The sequence below is a fragment of the Paracidovorax cattleyae genome (assembly GCF_900104515.1).
In the GTDB taxonomy this organism is placed as follows: Bacteria; Pseudomonadota; Gammaproteobacteria; order Burkholderiales; family Burkholderiaceae_C; genus Paracidovorax; species Paracidovorax cattleyae.
This window is the reverse complement of the sequence record NZ_FNJL01000017.1, coordinates 12,456-29,673: the sequence shown is the minus strand read 5'-3', so window position 1 is coordinate 29,673 and position 17,218 is coordinate 12,456. Positions and strand designations below refer to the sequence as shown.

Annotated in this window: 16 protein-coding genes; 7 read left to right on the top strand and 9 right to left on the bottom strand. The window is 68.9% G+C overall.

Annotated features, from left to right (window positions below):
• Positions 1 to 49: 49 nt before the first annotated feature.
• Positions 50 to 2,173, top strand: a complete 2,124-nt coding sequence (locus BLR05_RS14915; RefSeq protein WP_244160105.1) for a TonB-dependent receptor domain-containing protein — start codon at positions 50 to 52, stop codon at positions 2,171 to 2,173.
• Here BLR05_RS14915 and BLR05_RS14910 read toward each other — a convergent pair whose 3' ends face one another.
• Complete coding sequence (locus BLR05_RS14910; RefSeq protein ID WP_092835546.1) at positions 2,174 to 2,989, bottom strand: exodeoxyribonuclease III; 816 nt, start codon at positions 2,987 to 2,989, stop codon at positions 2,174 to 2,176. It abuts the gene before it with no gap.
• On the opposite strand from BLR05_RS14910, the gene pyrE reads away from it, so the two are divergent.
• Together pyrE and BLR05_RS14900 are read left to right on the top strand one after the other, a co-directional pair.
• Positions 2,988 to 3,707 (top strand): orotate phosphoribosyltransferase, encoded by a 720-nt coding sequence (gene pyrE / locus BLR05_RS14905; RefSeq protein ID WP_377778122.1) that lies wholly within the window; start codon positions 2,988 to 2,990, stop codon positions 3,705 to 3,707. The two genes, BLR05_RS14910 and pyrE, sit on opposite strands and share 2 nt — an antisense overlap.
• Before the next feature lie 33 nt (positions 3,708 to 3,740).
• Positions 3,741 to 4,421, top strand: a complete 681-nt coding sequence (locus tag BLR05_RS14900) for a DUF4124 domain-containing protein (RefSeq protein WP_092835544.1) — start codon at positions 3,741 to 3,743, stop codon at positions 4,419 to 4,421.
• Between the two features lie 12 nt (positions 4,422 to 4,433).
• Here the strand turns inward: BLR05_RS14900 and gatB are convergent, their stop codons facing one another.
• Genes gatB through gatC form a run of 5 tightly spaced genes read right to left on the bottom strand, consistent with a single transcriptional unit; the run spans position 4,434 to position 9,944 of the window.
• Entirely contained in the window at positions 4,434 to 5,897 is a 1,464-nt protein-coding gene (gene gatB, locus BLR05_RS14895) for an Asp-tRNA(Asn)/Glu-tRNA(Gln) amidotransferase subunit GatB (RefSeq protein ID WP_092835542.1), read from the bottom strand.
• 7 nt (positions 5,898 to 5,904) lie between these two features.
• Positions 5,905 to 6,918 carry a ParA family protein gene (locus BLR05_RS14890; protein ID WP_092835540.1) on the bottom strand — a complete coding sequence of 338 codons (1,014 nt, stop codon included), beginning with the start codon at positions 6,916 to 6,918 and terminating at the stop codon, positions 5,905 to 5,907.
• Positions 6,915 to 8,120, bottom strand: a complete 1,206-nt coding sequence (locus tag BLR05_RS14885) for an RNA-binding domain-containing protein (protein ID WP_092835538.1) — start codon at positions 8,118 to 8,120, stop codon at positions 6,915 to 6,917. The genes BLR05_RS14890 and BLR05_RS14885 overlap by 4 nt, the downstream gene beginning before the upstream one ends.
• A complete protein-coding gene (gene gatA / locus BLR05_RS14880; RefSeq protein WP_092835535.1) occupies positions 8,117 to 9,622 on the bottom strand; it encodes an Asp-tRNA(Asn)/Glu-tRNA(Gln) amidotransferase subunit GatA in 1,506 nt (501 codons plus the stop codon). Before gatA ends, BLR05_RS14885 begins: the two co-directional genes overlap by 4 nt.
• A gap of 22 nt (positions 9,623 to 9,644) precedes the next feature.
• The gene (gene gatC / locus BLR05_RS14875) at positions 9,645 to 9,944 is read right to left on the bottom strand and encodes an Asp-tRNA(Asn)/Glu-tRNA(Gln) amidotransferase subunit GatC (protein ID WP_092835533.1); all 300 of its coding nucleotides are present in this window, start codon (positions 9,942 to 9,944) and stop codon (positions 9,645 to 9,647) included.
• 206 nt (positions 9,945 to 10,150) lie between these two features.
• Here gatC and BLR05_RS14870 point away from each other — a divergent pair, with 206 nt between their 5' ends.
• The 4 genes from BLR05_RS14870 (at position 10,151) to mrdA (ending at position 14,750) form a co-directional block, all read left to right on the top strand.
• The gene (locus BLR05_RS14870; protein ID WP_092835531.1) at positions 10,151 to 11,194 is read left to right on the top strand and encodes a rod shape-determining protein; all 1,044 of its coding nucleotides are present in this window, start codon (positions 10,151 to 10,153) and stop codon (positions 11,192 to 11,194) included.
• A 139-nt stretch (positions 11,195 to 11,333) separates the two neighbouring features.
• Entirely contained in the window at positions 11,334 to 12,254 is a 921-nt protein-coding gene (mreC, locus tag BLR05_RS14865) for a rod shape-determining protein MreC (protein ID WP_092835529.1), read from the top strand.
• Positions 12,251 to 12,769 carry a rod shape-determining protein MreD gene (gene mreD, locus BLR05_RS14860; RefSeq protein WP_092835527.1) on the top strand — a complete coding sequence of 173 codons (519 nt, stop codon included), beginning with the start codon at positions 12,251 to 12,253 and terminating at the stop codon, positions 12,767 to 12,769. The genes mreC and mreD overlap by 4 nt, the downstream gene beginning before the upstream one ends.
• 34 nt (positions 12,770 to 12,803) lie before the next feature.
• On the top strand, positions 12,804 to 14,750 hold the full coding sequence (gene mrdA, locus BLR05_RS14855) for a penicillin-binding protein 2 (RefSeq protein WP_092835525.1): 1,947 nt from the start codon (positions 12,804 to 12,806) through the stop codon (positions 14,748 to 14,750).
• Positions 14,751 to 14,771: 21 nt separating this feature from the next.
• Here the strand turns inward: mrdA and BLR05_RS14850 are convergent, their stop codons facing one another.
• The 3 genes from BLR05_RS14850 to BLR05_RS14840 are packed head-to-tail and all read right to left on the bottom strand — an operon-like array spanning position 14,772 to position 17,208.
• Positions 14,772 to 15,665 carry a DMT family transporter gene (locus BLR05_RS14850; RefSeq protein WP_092835523.1) on the bottom strand — a complete coding sequence of 298 codons (894 nt, stop codon included), beginning with the start codon at positions 15,663 to 15,665 and terminating at the stop codon, positions 14,772 to 14,774.
• Between the two features lie 5 nt (positions 15,666 to 15,670).
• Positions 15,671 to 16,429 (bottom strand): amino acid ABC transporter ATP-binding protein, encoded by a 759-nt coding sequence (locus tag BLR05_RS14845; protein ID WP_092835521.1) that lies wholly within the window; start codon positions 16,427 to 16,429, stop codon positions 15,671 to 15,673.
• Positions 16,426 to 17,208 (bottom strand): amino acid ABC transporter permease, encoded by a 783-nt coding sequence (locus BLR05_RS14840; RefSeq protein ID WP_092835519.1) that lies wholly within the window; start codon positions 17,206 to 17,208, stop codon positions 16,426 to 16,428. The genes BLR05_RS14845 and BLR05_RS14840 overlap by 4 nt, the downstream gene beginning before the upstream one ends.
• Positions 17,209 to 17,218: the final 10 nt, after the last annotated feature.

Here is a 17,218-nt window from a genome sequence, read left to right as displayed (position 1 = left end):
GAAAGTAATGCGAATCATTCCTGAAACCATCACTCCGCCACGCCGCGCCATGCACCTTCTTCCTCCCTCCGAATCCTTCCGCCGACGCGCTCCGTCGCTCCATCCCTGGCTCGCCGCCGCCCTGCTGGGCGCCTGCGCCGCCGCGGGCGCCCAGGCGCAGACCGCCGCCGCCGATGCGTCCGCCGACGCCCCCGCGCTCGGCACCGTGGTCGTCACCGCCAGCGGGCGCGAGCAGCAGGTCAGGGAGGCCCCCGCGAGCATCTCGGTGATCACGCGCGAGGAACTGGATCAGCGCCCCTACGCCACGCTGCAGGACGTGATGAAGGACCTGGAAGGCGTGAGCGTGGTCGGCGCCAGCGCCAACGAAAAGGACATCGTCATCCGCGGCATGCCCGGCGAATACACCCTCATCCTCGTGGATGGCCGCCGGCAGGGCACGCGCGAGACCATGAACCGCGGCACGGCGGGCGTGCAGTCGAACCTGATCCCGCCGCTGGCCGCCATCGAGCGGATCGAGGTGGTACGCGGGCCGATGTCCTCCCTCTATGGCGCGGACGCGATGGGCGGCGTGATCAACATCATCACCCGCAAGGTGCCGAAGCAATGGAGCGGCTCGCTCGAGGTCGGCGGCATCTGGCAGCAGGACCGCGACCAGGGCGACTCCACGCTGGCAGACTTCTGGATCGGTGGCCCGCTGCGCGACGACGTGCTGGGCGTGCAGGTCTTCGGCAAATCGCGCCACCGCGGCGAGGACGACATCTTCTTCCCGCTCAACGCCACCAGCGGCAACTTCGGCAACCGCGACGAGGAGCTGACGGCCAAGTTCACCCTGAAACCCTCGGCGGGCCAGGAGTGGACCTTCGAGGCCGGCCAGGGCCGCTTCACGCAAAAGAGCACGCCCGGCCGCTCGCTCTCGCCCACCGCCTCGGCAACCACCGTGGTGCGCACCGAGCACGAGCGGCGCCACTGGGCGATCGCCCACGACGGCCGCTGGGATTTCGGCACCACCGCCGTGTCGCTCTACCAGGAGGTCGGCCAGCAGACGCAGTGGCGCACGGGCGGCCGCAACCCGGTGGCGCCCGAGCTCACCAACACCGTGCTGGACGGCACCGCCACGCTGCCGCTGGGGCGCAGCGTGCTCAAGGTAGGCGGCCAGGCCACGCGCAACGAGCTGACCGGCATCGCCGCGCAGGATGCGGCACCGGGCGGCTACGGTGCCAACGTGGACCGCGTGAAGCTCAATGGCTGGGCGCTGTTCGCCGAAGACGAATTCTTCGTGACCGACCGCTTCACCGTGACGGCCGGCGCGCGCGTGGACGACGACGACCGCTACGGCCGCCACTGGACGCCGCGCCTCTACGGCGTCTACCAGCTGGCGCCTGCCTGGACGCTGCGCGGCGGCATCGCCAAGGGCTTCAAGGCCCCCACCATCCGCCAGAGCACCACCGGCTACTGCATGACCACCGGCGGCGCGGGCGGCGCCACGCCCGGCACCCTCTGCGGCGACGGTGGCCTGAAGCCCGAGACCAGCCTCACCCAGGAGATCGGCCTGCGCTTCGACCAGGGCGGCAGCAACGTCTCGGCGACGTTCTTCCACAACGCATTCAAGAACAAGGTGGCGAGCTACGACACCGGCGTGCGCGATCCGCGCTCGGCCGGCCGCAACATCTACGTCTATGACAACATCGACCGCGTGACCCTGCGCGGGCTGGAGCTCGGTGCCGGCACCACGCTGGCCCGCGACTGGAAGCTGTCGGGCAACTACACCTTCACCGACTCGCGCCGCAAGGGCGGCGGCGAGCCCGCCTTCAACGGCACCTCGCTCGAGGGCCGCCCGCTCGACAAGACCCCGCGCCACGTGCTCAACGCGCGCGTGGACTGGACGGCCACCGGCCAGCTGTCGCTCTACGCCTCGGCCAGCTACATCGGCAAGCAGTACTGGGCGGCCTTCCGCAACGCCGCGCTCGGCGTGCGCGAACGCGGCGCCTCCACCACGCTGGATTTCGGCGGCCAATACGCCTTCAACCGCAACCTGGCGCTCAAATTCGCGGTGCTCAACCTGACGGACAAGGTCGTGCCCGTGGACGCGCGCGCCCGCACGGGCGGGCTGGACGGCAACTGGATGGTGGATGAGGGGCGGCGCCTGTTCGTGGCGCTCAATGCCTCGTTCTGATCAGATCGCCAGTTCGTAGCCCACCGTGATCGGCGCGTGGTCCGAGAACTTCTGCTGCTTGTAGATGGATTCGGTGCGTGCCAGCGCCGCGATGGCCGGCGTGGCGAGGTGGTAGTCCAGCCGCCACCCCACGTTGTTCGCATAGGCCTGCCCGCGGTTGCTCCACCAGGTGTAGGCCGCCTCGGTGGTGTCGGGCTGCAGCAGGCGGTACACGTCCACGAGGCCGCCGCCCGCATCGGTCTTGTGCAACAACTTTGTCACCCACTCGCGCTCCTCGGGCAGGAAGCCGCTGTTCTTCTGGTTGCTGCGCCAGTTCTTCAGGTCGATCTGCTGGTGGGCGATGTTGACGTCGCCGCAGAGGATGAATTCGCGCTCTTCCTTCACGCGCATCAGGTGCACGTGGAATTCCGCCAGGAAGCGGAACTTGGCCAGCTGGCGTTCCTCCCCCGACGAGCCGCTCGGGAAGTACGCGCTGATGATCGACAGCTTGCGCGACGGTGTATCGAAGCGGGCCTCCACGTAGCGCCCCTCGGCGTCGAACTCGGTGGAGCCGTAGCCCACGCGCACGTCGCTCGGCTCGTGGCGGGTGTAGATGCCCACGCCCGAGTAGCCCTTCTTGGCCGCGTAGTGGAAATGCCCCTTGAGACCCGCCAGGGTCTCGAAGCGGCCTTCCATGTCGGCGGACTGGGCCTTGATCTCCTGTACGCAAATACAATCCGGCCGCGTCTCGGCGATCCAGGCCTCCACGCCTTTCGAGGCGGCGGAGCGGATGCCGTTGAGGTTCAGGCTGGTCAATTTGAAAAGGGAAGCATCCATGGTGGCAGACGGCGCGCAGCGGCAGGCGGGGGAGAAAATGGCAGGAGAGGGCGCGTCGGCGGACCGCCTCGCCCAGGAATTCGTGCACTTCGCCGTGGAGGCGGGCGTGCTCAGGTTCGGCGAATTCAAGACCAAGGCGGGCCGCATGAGCCCGTACTTCTTCAATGCCGGGCTTTTCGACGATGGCGCCAAGATGGGCCGGCTCGCGGAATTCTATGCAAAAGCCTTGGCTGCAAGCGGCATCGAGTTCGACATGGTCTTCGGGCCCGCCTACAAGGGCATCCCGCTGGCCGCCACGGTGGCGGTGGAGCTGGCCCGCCATGGCCGCAATGTGCCCTTCGCCTACAACCGCAAGGAAGCCAAGGACCATGGCGAAGGTGGCACGCTGGTCGGTGCGCCGCTGCGGGGGCGCGTGCTCATCGTGGACGACGTGATGTCCGCGGGCACCGCCGCGCGCGAATCCATCGCGCTCATCCGGGCGGCCGGTGCGGTACCCCATGCGATGGCCATCGCCCTCGACCGCCAGGAAAAGGCCACCGAGAACGGCCAGGACGTGGACCACAGCGCCGTGCAGTACGTGCGCGGCCAGTTGGGCATGCAGGTGTGCACCATCGCCAAGCTGGCCGATTTATTGCAATATCTGCAGGACCGCGGGGGCTCCGACATGGGCGCCCACCACGAGCGCGTGCTGGCCTACCGCCAGCGCTACGGCGTCTGACGGCGCCAGACCCTTCTTCGCACGCCATCCAGCATGGGAGCCCTTCCGGTGAAGCAACTGAGCCTCTGGCGCACGGGCGCCGGAGCGGCGCTGGCCGTCCTGTGCGGCGGGGCGGCCCATGCGCAGCAGCAGCCGGGGCCCGGCGGGATCTACACCTGCGTGGATGCCAAGGGCCGGCGCCTCACGGCGGATCGTCCCATCCCCGAGTGCCTGGACCGCGAGCAGCGCGTGCTGGGGCCGTCCGGCACCGAGCGCACGCGCGTGGGCCCCACGTTGTCCGACCAGGAGCGCGCCGCGCTCGAGGCCCAGCGCCGCAAGGAGGCCGACGAGCGGGCGCGCGCCGCCGAGGAGCGGCGCCGCGAGCGCGTGCTGGTCGCCCGCTATCCGGACCAGGCCGCGCACGACGCCGAGCGCGCGGTGGCCATCGCGCAGGTGAACGAGGTGACCGCCGTGGCCGAGGCCCGCGTGGCCGAACTGCGGCGCCAGCGCAAGACGCTCGATGCCGAAATGGAGTTCTACCGCCGAGACCCGTCCAAGGCCCCGATGGCGCTGCGCCGCCAGATCGCCGAGCAGGAAGAGTCGCTCGCCCAGCAGCAGCGGTTCATCGCCTCGCAGGAGGACGAAAAGCGCCGGGTGCACCAGCGCTTCGATGCGGAACTGGCCCAGCTGCGGCAGCTCTGGGCCGCGCAGCAGGGCACGCCGGCCGCGCGCTGACCGGGGCCAGCGTCAGGAGGCCGCGCCCAGCCTGGCGCGCAGGAGGTCGTTGACCTGCTGCGGGTTCGCCTTGCCGCGGCTGGCCTTCATGGCCTGGCCGACCAGTGCGTTGAAGGCCTTGTCCTTGCCGGCCTTGAACTGGGCCACGTTGTCGGGGTTGGCGGCGATCACCTCGTCGATGATCTTCTCCAGCGCGCCGGAGTCGTTCATCTGCCTGAGGCCCTTGGCCTCGATGACCGCGTCCACGTCGCTGCCTTCGCCGGTCCAGAGCGCCTCGAACACCTGCCGGGCGGCCGCGTTGGAAATGGTGCCGTCGGCGATGCGCTGGATCAGCTTCGCCAGCAGCGCGGCCGTCACCGGCGCGGCAGCGATGTCGGTCTCGCCCGCGTTCACGCGGCGCGACACCTCGCCCATGATCCAGTTGCTGGCGAGCTTGGGGCTGCCGCTGGCCTTGGCCGCTTCCTCGAAATAGGCCGCCATGGCCTTCGATTGCGTGAGCGTGGTCGCGTCGTATTCCGGCAGGCCGTAGTCGGCCACGAAACGCGCCGCCATGGTGCGTGGCAGTTCGGGCATGCGCGCGCGCTCTTCCTGCACCCACTGCTCCGAAATCCGCAGCGGCGGCAGGTCCGGGTCGGGGAAGTAGCGGTAGTCGGCCGCGTCTTCCTTGGTGCGCATGGCGCGTGTCTCGCCCGTGTCCGGGTCGAACAGCACGGTGGCCTGCTGGATGGCGTGGCCGTCCTCGATCTGCTCGATCTGCCAGCGGATCTCATAGTCGATGGCCTGCTGCATGAACTTGAAGCTGTTCAGGTTCTTGATCTCGCGGCGCGTGCCGAGCGGCGCCCCGGGTTTGCGCACGGAGACGTTGGCGTCGCAGCGGAAGGAGCCTTCCTGCATGTTGCCGTCGCAGATGCCGATCCAGGTCACGATCTTGTGCAGCTCGCGGGCATAGGCCACGGCTTCCTCGCTGCTGCGGATGTCGGGCTCGGTCACGATCTCCAGCAGCGGCGTGCCGGCGCGGTTCAGGTCGATGCCCGACTGTCCGATGAAGTCCTCGTGCAGCGACTTGCCCGCGTCTTCCTCGAGGTGGGCGCGCACCAGGCGCACGGTCTTCTTCTCGTCGCCCAGGTAGAACGACACCTCGCCGCCCTGCACCACCGGGATCTCGAACTGGCTGATCTGGTAGCCCTTGGGCAGGTCGGGGTAGAAATAGTTCTTGCGCGCGAAGATGCTCTCGGGCGCGACCCGGGAGCCCAGGGCCAGGCCCAGGCGGATGGCGCAGGCCACGGCCTCTCGGTTCATCACGGGCAGCGTGCCGGGCAGGGCCAGGTCCACCGCGCAGGCCTGGGTGTTGGGCTCGGCGCCGAAGGCCGTGGGTGCGCGGCTGAAGATCTTCGATTGCGTGGCGAGCTGGGTGTGGGTCTCGAAGCCGATGACGACTTCGTAGCCGTGGATGAGGAGAGATGACTGAGCGGACATGGTTTTTTCACGCAGGCGTGACGCCGACACGGGAAAGGATTTTCAAGGCGAGGGTGTGGAAGTCTTGGTAGGCGCGGGTCACGGCGGCAGCGTGGCTGCCGATGGCACCGTCTGCCGAACGGAGTTTGAAGACGGGCTTGCGTGCCTCTTGAGAAAACGGAATCAGGCTTTTGTAGTGGCGCAGCAGGGCAAGGCAGTAAGGATCGTTTTTGATGTCCGGGAGCGTTCCGCTCGCCTGTTCCTGGAGCAGGTGCTGACGGTACTCCCCTGGAATCCTGCCGAGCCATGACACGTAAGCCTGCACAGGGCGCGACAGCCGTTCCTGGTGCTGCAGCGCGATGTATCCCGCGGGCCGGGCTTCCCCGGCCGGCAGCGAGCCCACGGCATCCCCGATGCGCAGCTTGCGCTCGGCCCAGCCATTGCGCCATCGCACGAGTGCGGGACCCAGGTTGCGCAGGCCCTGCAGCGAAAACAGGTCTGCCGCCAGCGGCACGACGACATGGTCCGTACCGATCAGAACCGACCGGTTGATGGCCCCCAGGTTGGGGCCCACGTCGAAAATCACGAGGTCGGCGTCCATTTCCTTCGCCTTGGCCTGTGCCATGCGCCAGAACGCGCTGAGCACCAGCATGGCCCGTTCGCGCGTGTCGTCCCCCAGCGCCTTGGTCCACTGTTCCGAGAGCTGGTCTTCGAAAGCGGACAGGCCCAGATCCCCGGCAATCAATTGCAATCGTGGATCGACGGCGATGGTGTCCGGTGGTGCGAAGTCGCCGATGCGGGTGAGCGGCCGGACGGCTTCATAGATGGTTCCCGCGGAATGGTCGCCTCCCGGCGGGTTCCACAGGTTCGAAAGCGTCGCCTCGTCGACGAAGGCCGCCGTCAGGTTCGCCTGCGGGTCGCAGTCCACCACCAGGGTCCGCACGCCCAGTTCCGCGAACATCCAGGACAGGTGGTAGACCAGCGTGGTCTTGCCGACTCCGCCCTTGTTGTTGAAGAACGTCAAAGTGGGCACGGAAGTCATGCCGCCGGCCTCTTCCGGATGGTGACCAGCACGAACCCCTGCTCCACGCGGAATTCCGGCGGGGGGTTGCCGTTGTCGTGCAGCACTTTCCGGGCACTCTGGATGCCGAAGCCGAACCGCTGCACGAACTGGAGATGCGCCAGGGCCTCGGCGATCGACGGATTGCGGTAATCGGCGATGTACGGCTCGCCGAAGTTGTCGGGCGTCACGATGCCGTAGGGGCCGCCCGGATTCCACACTTCGATGCGGTCGTCGAACCAGTACACCCGGACGGGCGCATTGGTGCCCTCGTAGGTGCGGTGCAGTATGGCGTTGCGAAAGAGCTGCTGCAGGGCCGCCAGCGGATAGTCCGGCGCGGCGACTTCCCGGTCCACGCCGAGGATGCGCAAGGACGTCCGGATGTGGGCTTTCAGGCGCCGTTCCGTCTCCAGAATGACCGTTTCCAGCGTGCCGGTGATCTTTTCCTGGTCCTCGATGTCCGAGCCCTGTTCTGTGCCGGCGTACCGGATGAACTGCACATACGCCCCGGCCAGGAAGTCCTGTGGCGACAGGCCGAGGGTCAACAATCCGGTGACCGTGGGAAGGCAGGGCGCAGTGCCCAGGGCCATGCGCGTGGTGGCCAGCTGCTCTTGCATGGAGCGGCCGTTGGCGGCCAGCACGTCCGGTGCAAGCGCCGAGGGCAAATAGTTTTCCTTGAAGTAGCGCAGATCCAGATCATCCACCGAAGCGCTTGGAATGGCTTCGCTGTCGAACGGCCGGCCGGCATTGGTCCTGCGCACTTCGTCGAGCACACGCTCGTCTTCCCGATGGGCCTGCCGATTGCTGGCGGACATCCGAACCCATGCCCTGCCGTCGAAGCGGACAGGAGGCAGTGCCGACGGCGTGACCACGATGGCGACCACCGAGCGGCCATCCATCGGCAGGACCCTTACCGTCACGCTGGGCAGCGGCTGAATGCGCGCGTCGGAGGTGATCTGGTCGATGCTCAGAAGCAGCCGGTCGTCGGCCTGGACACCGACGACGGTACCGTCGTCGCGGATTCCGATGAACAGCACGCCGGGCTGGCGGTTGCGTGCCAGGTCGTTGGCAAACGCGCAGACGGTCTTGCACACCTTGTCCTTGTCGAAGGACTCCTTGCGCTCCAGAACCTGAGACTCCGGCGCTGCGAGCAGGGCCAGGAGTTGCGCGTCCGTATAGCTCATGCCGGGAATGCCGCGGGCGTGCGGAGGTGGAAATCGGTCGCCTGCTGCAGGCGGTGCGCGGCGTTCAGCAGCCGGCCTTCCTGGAAGTAGTTGCCGATGAGCTGCAGGCCCACGGGCATGCCGCCTTCGCCGAAACCGGCGGGCACGCTCATGCCGGGCAGCCCGGCGAGCGACGCGGGCAGCGTGAAGATGTCGGCCAGGTAGTCGGCCAGCGGGTCGTTGCCATGCTCGCCCAGCTTCCAGGCCACCGTGGGCGCCACGGGGCCGGCGATCAGGTCGCAATCCTTGAAGGCGTTCTGGAAGTCGTCCGCGATCATGCGGCGGATCTTCTGCGCCTGCAGGTAGTAGGCGTCGTAGTAGCCGTGAGAGAGCACGTAGGTGCCGATCATGATGCGGCGCTTGACCTCGTCGCCGAAGCCTTCGGCGCGCGTCTTCTTGTACATGCCCACCAGGTCGGTGTAATCCCTGGCGCGGTGGCCGAACTTCACGCCGTCGAAGCGGCTCAGGTTCGACGAGGCCTCGGCCGGCGCGATGATGTAGTACACCGGGATGGACAGCTCGGTGCGCGGCAGCGTGATCGGCACCAGCTTCGCGCCGAGCTTCTCGTATTCCTGGAGCGCGCCGTCCACCGCGGCGCGCACGTCGGGCGCCAGGCCCTCGCCGAAGAACTCGGCCGGGATGCCGATGCGCAGGCCGTCGATGCTGTCGCCCAGCTTCGCGCTGAAGTCCTCGGCCGGCACGTCCAGGCTGGTGGAGTCGCGGTCCGGGTCGGGGCCGCAGATCGCCGAGAGCAGCAGGGCGCAGTCCTCGGCCGAGCGGGCCATCGGGCCGGCCTGGTCCAGGCTGGACGCGAAGGCGATCATGCCGTAGCGGCTGGCGCGGCCGTAGGTGGGCTTGATGCCCGTGATGCCGCAGAACGAGGCCGGCTGGCGGATGGAGCCGCCCGTGTCGGTGCCCGTCACGGCCGGGGCGAGGCGTGCTGCCACGGCCACGGCGCTGCCGCCGGAAGAGCCGCCCGGCACGCGGTCGGTGGCCCAGGGGTTGCGCACCGGCGCGGGCGCATCGGCGCCCAGGGGGGGCACGGCCGAGTTCTCGTTGGCCGAGCCCATGGCGAATTCATCGCAGTTGAGCTTGCCCAGCGTCACGGCGCCGGCGTCGGCCAGCCGCGTGACCACCGTGGCGTCGAAGGGCGACTGGTAGCCGGCCAGCATCCTCGAGCCGGCCGTGCTGGGGAAGTCGCGCGTGACGAAGATGTCCTTGTGGGCGATGGGCACGCCCGCCAGCGGGCCGGCCGTGCCGGCGGCGATGGCCGCGTCCTGCGCGCGGGCCTGGGCCAGGGTGGCGTCCTCGTTGACGCCCACGAAGGCGCCGAGGTCGGTGTGCTGCCGGATGCGGGCGAGGAAATGGCTGGCGGTCTCGACGGCGGAGATGCGCTTGCCGCGCAGGGCCGTGGCCAGCTCGGCCACGCCCAGGGTGTGCAGGGAAGAGGAGGGTTCGCTCATGGATGACGGATGTTTATTCCTGTTATTCGATCACCTTGGGAACGAGGAACAGGCCCCGCTCCACGGCCGGCGCGCTGCGCTGGTTGGCCTCGCGCTGGTCGGGCTCGCTCGCGGTGTCCTCCCGCAGGCGCAGGGCGATGTCCTGGATGGCCGCGACAGGATGGGAGAGGGGTTCCAGGCCGGTGGTATCCACAGCCCGCATCTTCTCGACGATGCCGAAGAAGCCGTTGAGCTGGGTGAGCATGCGCTCACTTTCGGCGGGGCTCAGCTCGAGCCGCGCCAGGTTGGCGATGCGGCCAATGTCCTGGGATGTCAGTGCCATAGGGAAAACAGGTCCGGAAACGGGATGTAAAGCTGCGCCCGCGCAGGGGCGGGCGGAAGTTATTCACAGGGGATGCGGTATTATCCCGGCTTTGCCGCAATACCCTCCCAACCGCCGGTCATTGTGCGAAAAAAGCCAACAAACACCCCCTAAACACCCGGCGATGGCAGGCCGACGTGCATGCCGTGCCCGAGAGGAATTTTTGAATGTTCGGAGCTTTCCGTCGGTACTTCTCCACCGACCTTGCCATTGATCTTGGCACAGCCAACACGCTGATCTTCGCCCGCGACAAGGGCATCGTTCTCGACGAGCCCTCCGTCGTCGCCATCCGCCATGAAGGCGGCCCCCACGGCAAGAAAGTCATCCAGGCGGTCGGCCACGAGGCCAAGGCCATGCTCGGCAAGGTGCCCGGCAACATCGAAGCCATCCGGCCCATGAAGGACGGCGTCATCGCCGACTTCGTGATCACCGAGCAGATGATCAAGCAGTTCATCAAGATGGTGCACCCGCGCACGCTGCTCACGCCCAGCCCGCGCATCATCATCTGCGTGCCCTGCGGCTCCACCCAGGTCGAGCGCCGCGCCATCAAGGACGCGGCCGAAGCCGCGGGCGCCACGGCCGTCTACCTCATCGAGGAGCCCATGGCCGCCGGCATCGGCGCGGGCCTGCCCGTCTCCGAGGCCTCCGGCTCCATGGTCGTGGACATCGGCGGCGGCACGACCGAAGTCGGCGTGATCTCGCTGGGCGGCATGGTGTACAAGGGCAGCGTCCGCGTGGGCGGCGACAAGTTCGACGAAGCCATCATCAGCTACATCCGCCGCAACTACGGCATGCTGATCGGCGAGCCCACCGCCGAGTCCATCAAGAAGCACATCGGCTCGGCCTTTCCCGGCTCCGAGGTGCGCGAGATGGAGGTCAAGGGCCGCAACCTCTCCGAAGGCGTGCCGCGCAGCTTCACCATCTCCAGCAACGAAGTGCTGGAGGCGCTCACCGACCCGCTCAACCAGATCGTGTCCTCCGTCAAGAACGCCCTGGAGCAGACCCCGCCCGAGCTGGGCGCCGACATCGCCGAGCGCGGCATGATGCTCACGGGCGGCGGCGCGCTGCTGCGCGACCTCGACCGGCTGCTCGCCGAAGAGACGGGCCTGCCGGTGCTCGTGGCCGAGGACCCGCTGACCTGCGTGGTCCGCGGCTGCGGCATCGCGCTCGAGCGCATGGATCGCCAGGGCAGCATCTTCACGAGCGAGTGACATGACCATGCCGCCGGTCGGAGGCTGCGGGTCCGCCGGCCGGGCAGGCCGGCCCCCGGGCCTGCGCGCCGCCGGTTCCGGTTTCGCGTTCGCGCGGCCCCGTTCCTCCTGACATTCCCAGCGGCTGTTCCCTACCGCCATGCCCATCGGTACCCTCGAACGGACCGCGCCGTCTTTCTTCAAGCAGGGCCCGTCGCCGCGCGCCCGCTTCGCGCTGTGCGGCGCGCTGGCGCTGTTCCTCATGGTGGCGGACGCCCGCTTCCACGTCACCGAGCCGCTGCGCAAGGCCATCGCCGTGGCGCTCTACCCGGTGCAGTGGGTGATGCTGCAGCCCGTGGAGTTCGTGGGCGGCGGCATGGCCTACTTGCGCACCATGGAGTCCGCCCAGGCCGAGGTGGATGCCGCGCGGCGCAACATGGTGGCCATGGCCCAGCGCGCCAACCAGGCCGACCAGCTCCTGCAGGAGAACGAGCGCCTGCGCAAACTGCTGCAGCTGCGCGACCGGCTGCAGACCCCCGCCAAGGCCGCGCAGGTGATCTACGACGCCGCCGATCCCTACACCCGCCGGGTGATGATCGACCAAGGCCAGATGGCCGGTATCGCGCTCGGCTCGCCGGTGATGGACGAGTCCGGCATGCTGGGCCAGGTGACGCGGGTGCATCCGCTGCTGAGCGAAGTCACCCTGCTCATCGACCGCGACCAGGCCATTCCGGTCATGAACGTGCGCACGGGCGCGCGAGGCGTGGCCTACGGAGACCCCGTCATCGCGCATGGCGGAGGGATGGAACTGCGCTTCATGCCCAGCAACGCCGACGTGCAGGAAGGCGACCTGCTCACCACCAGCGGGGTGGACGGGCTCTATCCGCCGGGCCTGCCCGTGGCCCGCATCGTGCGCGTGGAGCGCCGCGCCGACTCCGCCTTCGCCCGCATCTACTGCGCGCCCCTGGCGCAGGCGCAGGGCGCGCGCCACGTCATGGTGCTGCAGCCGCTCGATGCGGGCCTGCCCGAGCGCCCGCCCGCCGCCGAGCCCGCACCGGCCCGCAAGGGAGGCCGCCGATGATCATGCCCCGCGGCGAGCAGCTGCTGATGCCCGTGCGTCCCGCCTTCATCGCGGCCAGCCTGCTGGTGGCGCTGGCGTTCAACATGCTGCCCCTCGGGCGCGTGGTGTGGACGCCCGACCTCGTCATGGTGCTGCTCGTCTTCTGGGGCGTGCACCAGCCCCAGCGCGTGGGCATGACCGTCGCGTTCGCCATGGGCCTGTGCATGGACGTGTACCAGACCGCGCTGCTCGGGCAGCATGCGCTGGCCTACTGCGCCATGATGTTCGGCGCCATCTACCTGCACCGGCGCCTGCTGTGGTTCAGCCCGTTCTCCCAGGCGCTGCAGGTGCTGCCCCTGTTCCTGGCCGCGCATGCGATCGAGCTGCTCGTGCGCATGGTGTCGGGCGGCATCCTGCCCGGGCTGCCGGGACTGGTCGCCCCCGCGATCGAGGCGCTGCTGTGGCCGCTCGCCAGCTGGGTGCTGCTCGCGCCGCAGCGCCGCCCGCCCGACCGCGACGAGAACCGGCCGCTCTGACGCGGCCCTTCTCTTTTCATTCCGCCCTGCCGACATGACCGAGCTGCGCAATACCGAGGCCGATCTCTCGCGGTTCCGCCTGCGCGTTTTCGTCGTGGGCTTCGTGGTGCTGCTCGCCATGTGCCTCATCGTGTCGCGCCTGCTGGTGCTGCAGGTGGTTCGCCATGAAGACCTCGCCGACCAGGCCGAGAGCAACCGCACCGCGGTCGTTCCGATCGTGCCCAACCGCGGGCTCATCCAGGACCGCAACGGCATCGTGCTGGCCACCAACTATTCGGCCTACACCCTGGAGATCACGCCCTCGAAGGTGGACGGCCTGGAAGAGACGATCGACGAGCTGGCCAAGGTCGTGGAAATCCACGCACGCGACCGGCGCCGCTTCAAGCGGCTCATGGAGGAGTCGCGCAGCTTCGAGTCGCTGCCGATCCGCACGCGCCTCTCGGACCAGGAGGTCGCCCGCTTCACCGCCCAGCGCTACCGGTTCCCGGGCGTGGACATCAAGGCGCGGCTCTTCCGCAACTACCCGCTGGGCGACATCGGCAGCCACGCGATCGGCTACATCGGCCGCATCAACCAGCGCGAGAAGGAGCGCATCGAGGATTCCGAGGACGCGGCCAACTACCGCGGCACCGACCATATCGGCAAGCTCGGCATCGAGCAGAGCCAGGAGACCACGCTGCACGGCCAGACCGGCGTGGAGCGCATGGAGACCTCGGCCGGCGGCCATGCGGTACGGCGCCTCGCGAGCCATCCGGCCACGCCGGGCAACACGGTGATGCTGTCGCTGGACATCAAGCTGCAGAAACTGGTGGAGGACATGTTCGGCGACCGCCGCGGCGCGCTGGTGGCCATCGACCCGCGCAACGGCGAGGTCCTCGCGCTGGTGTCCAAGCCGACCTTCGACCCGAACCTGTTCGTGGAAGGCATCGATGCGGAGAACTGGCAGGCGCTCAACGAATCGATCGACAAGCCGCTGCTCAACCGCGCGCTGCGCGGCACCTATCCGCCCGGCTCGACCTACAAGCCCTTCATGGCGCTCGGCGCGCTGCAACTGAACAAGCGCTCGCCCACGCAGGTGTACAACGACCCGGGTTTCTACACCTACGGCGGCCACACCTTCCGCAGCCACGAAGGCGGCCTGGGCGGCGTGGACATGGTGCGCGCCATCCAGTTCTCGAGCAACACCTACTTCTATTCGCTGGCCGTGGACATGGGCGTGGACACCATCCACGACTTCATGAAGCCGCTGGGCTTCGGCCAGATCACGGGCATCGACCTCAACGGCGAGGTGCGCGGCGTGCTGCCCAGCACCGAGTGGAAGCGCAATACCTACAAGCGCCCGGAGATGAAGCGCTGGTACTCGGGCGAAACCGTGTCCCTCGGCATCGGGCAGGGCTACAACAGCTTCACCATGCTGCAGCTGGCCTCGGCCGAGGCCACGCTGGCCAACGGCGGCATCCGCTACCGCCCGCACCTCGTGAAGGCCGTGCGCGACACCGTCACGGGCGCGGTCACGGAAGTGCAGCAGCCGCCCGGCCAGAACCTGGGCTATTCGCCCCGCAACCTCGAGATCGTGCGCAACGGCCTCACGGCCGTGATCAAGGCCGGCACGGGCACGCGCGTGTTCGCGGGCGCTCCGTACACCGCGGCCGGCAAGACCGGCACCGCGCAGGCCGTGAGCCTCGGCCAGAACGTGAAATACAACGCCAAGTCATTGGAAGAGCATCAGCGCGACCATTCCCTGTTCGCCGCCTTCGCGCCGGCCGAGAGCCCGCGCATCGCGGTGGCGGTGATCGTCGAGAACGCGGGCTTCGGTGCCGCGGCGGCGGCGCCCATCGTGCGCCGCGTGTTCGACTACTGGCTCCAGGGCGACTATCCCAACGAGCAGGACCTGGCGGCCGTGGCCAAGGGCCAGGCCGGCGCGCCCATGGGCACGCCGCGCCGCGCGGCCGAGGTGCAGGTGACGGCCCCGGCGCCCTGACGGAACGGCGATCGCGGCCTTTCAGCCGGCGGCCTGGGGCGCGCGCGGCGGCTGCAGCTGGCTCACGATCAGCGCACCGACGATGAGCGCCGCCCCGCACACGCCGGCCCCGCCCAGGCGCTCGCCGATCAGCACCCAGGCCGTGAGCGCAGCGAACACCGGCTCCAGGCCGAATACGATGGCGCTGCGCATGGCGTCCACGCGCTGCTGGCCCCAGGCCTGCAGCGTGACCACCAGCACGCTGGCCACCACGCCCAGGTAGGCCACGGCACTCCACGCATCGCCCGGCAGCTGCGCGATCTGCGCCATCGGCGTGGCATAGCCGCCATGGCGTACGCCCACCAGCACCGTGGCAGCACCGAACATCACCAGCGCCTGCATGGCCGCCATGCGCGTGGCCCGCAGCGGCGCGCCGGCCGTGCGGCGCGCGCACTCCTCCAGCGCGAGGATGTAGATGGCGTAGAACACCGTGCTGGCCAGGGTGAGCGTATCGCCCAGGCTCCAGGGTTCGTTCTCGTGGAACATCAGGCCCATGCCCGCCAGCGCCATGCCGCAGGCGGCCCACAGCGTCCAGCCGTAGCGCCGGCCCAGCACGGCCATGGCCAGCAGCGGCACGACCAGCACGTTCAGGCCGGTGACGAAGGCGTTGCGGTTGCTGCTGGTGCGCGCCAGGCCCTCGATCTGCAGCCAGAACGCCAGGAACAGGAGGGCGCCCAGCATCAACCCCCAGCCGAACTCGGCGCGGCGCATGCCGCGCCACATCGGGCTGAGCACGGCCAGCGCGATGGCAAAGCGCATCCAGATGATCTGCAGCGCGTCCAGGTGCGCGGACAGCATCTTCATCGCGGGGAAGGTCGTTCCCCAGACCATGGTGACGAGGAGGAGGGCCAGCAGGCCCTGGCGTTCGGAGCGCAAGGCGGTCAGCTGCCCATGCGTCCCAGGAAGGCGCGGATGCGGTCGTTGGCCGGGTTGGCGAAGAACTCGGCCGGAGGCGCATCGTGCGCGATGCGGCCCTGGTCGAAGAACATCACGCGGTCGGCCACTTCGCGGGCGAAGCCCATTTCGTGGGTGACCACGATCATGGTCATGCCGCCGCGCGCGAGCTCGCGCATCACGTCCAGCACTTCCTGCACCATCTCCGGATCCAGGGCGGAAGTGGGCTCGTCGAACAGCATCACCTTGGGCCGCATGGCCAGCGCCCGGGCGATGGCCACGCGCTGCTGCTGGCCGCCCGAGAGCTGCCAGGGATACTTGTGGGCATGCTCGCGCAGGCCCACGCGCCGCAGCAGCTGCAGGGCCTGCTCGTTCGCCTCGGCGCGCGGCGTGCGGTGGATGCGGCGCGGCGCGAGCGTCACGTTGTCGAGCACGCTCATGTGGCCGAACAGGTTGAACTGCTGGAACACCATGCCGACCTCGCTGCGCTGCTGCTGCAGGACGCGCTGGTCGTCGGTGACTTCCACGCCGCCGATGGTGATGCGGCCGCTGTCGTGCGGCTCCAGCCGGTTGATGGCGCGCAGCAGCGTGGACTTGCCCGAGCCGGAGGCGCCGATGATCACGGTGACCTCGCCCGTGTTGAACACGGTGGAAACGTCCTTGAGCACCTCGTGGGCGCCGAACGCCTTGCAGACGTTCTCCGCCACGATGTAGGGCGTGGCGGGGGTGGTGTGCGGCCGGTTCATTGGGCGCGGCCCTCCACGTCGAAGCGGTGCTCGATCGCGTTGGACACCTGGGTCACCAGGGTCGTCAGCAGCAGGTAGGTGATGGCCACGGTGGAGAGCGTGGCGATCGGCTGGAAGGTGGCCGACTGGATGCGGTTGCCCACGTTGGTCAGCTCCACCACGCCGATCGCGTAGGCGAGGGAGGAGTCCTTGAGCAGCGCCACGAAGTTGCTCACCAGCGGCGGCAGCGAGATCTTGAACGCCTGGGGGAACACCACGTCGAAGAAGACATGCGTGCGCGACAGCCCCAGGGCGCGCGCCGCCTCGGTCTGCCCGCGCGGCACGGCCAGCAGCCCGGCGCGGATGGCTTCGGAGTTGTAGGCGCCCACGTTCAGGCCCAGTGCCACCACGGCGGCGGCGAAGTCGGGCAGGTTGAGCCCCGGCACCAGCACCGGCAGCGCGAAATACACGAACAGGATCTGCACCAGCAGCGGCGTGCCGCGGATCACCCAGATGTAGAAGCGGGCCGCCCAGCGCAGCGGCGTCCAGCGCGCGGTGCGGGCCAGGGCCGCGCCGGTGCCGAGCACGAGGCCGCAGAACCCGCTCACTAGCGTGAGCCAGAGCGTGGTGCGCGCGCCGTCGGCGAAGGCCTGCGCGTTGGGGCCGATGGGGTCGGGGAGTAAGGAGAGGGCCTGGCCGAGCAGGGCCAGGGCCAGCACCATCAGCACCAGGGCCGAGACCAGCGTCGCATTGCTGCGCTGCTGGCGGCTCCAGTGCCGGGGCCAAAGAGCGGTGAGCATGGAGAAAGCG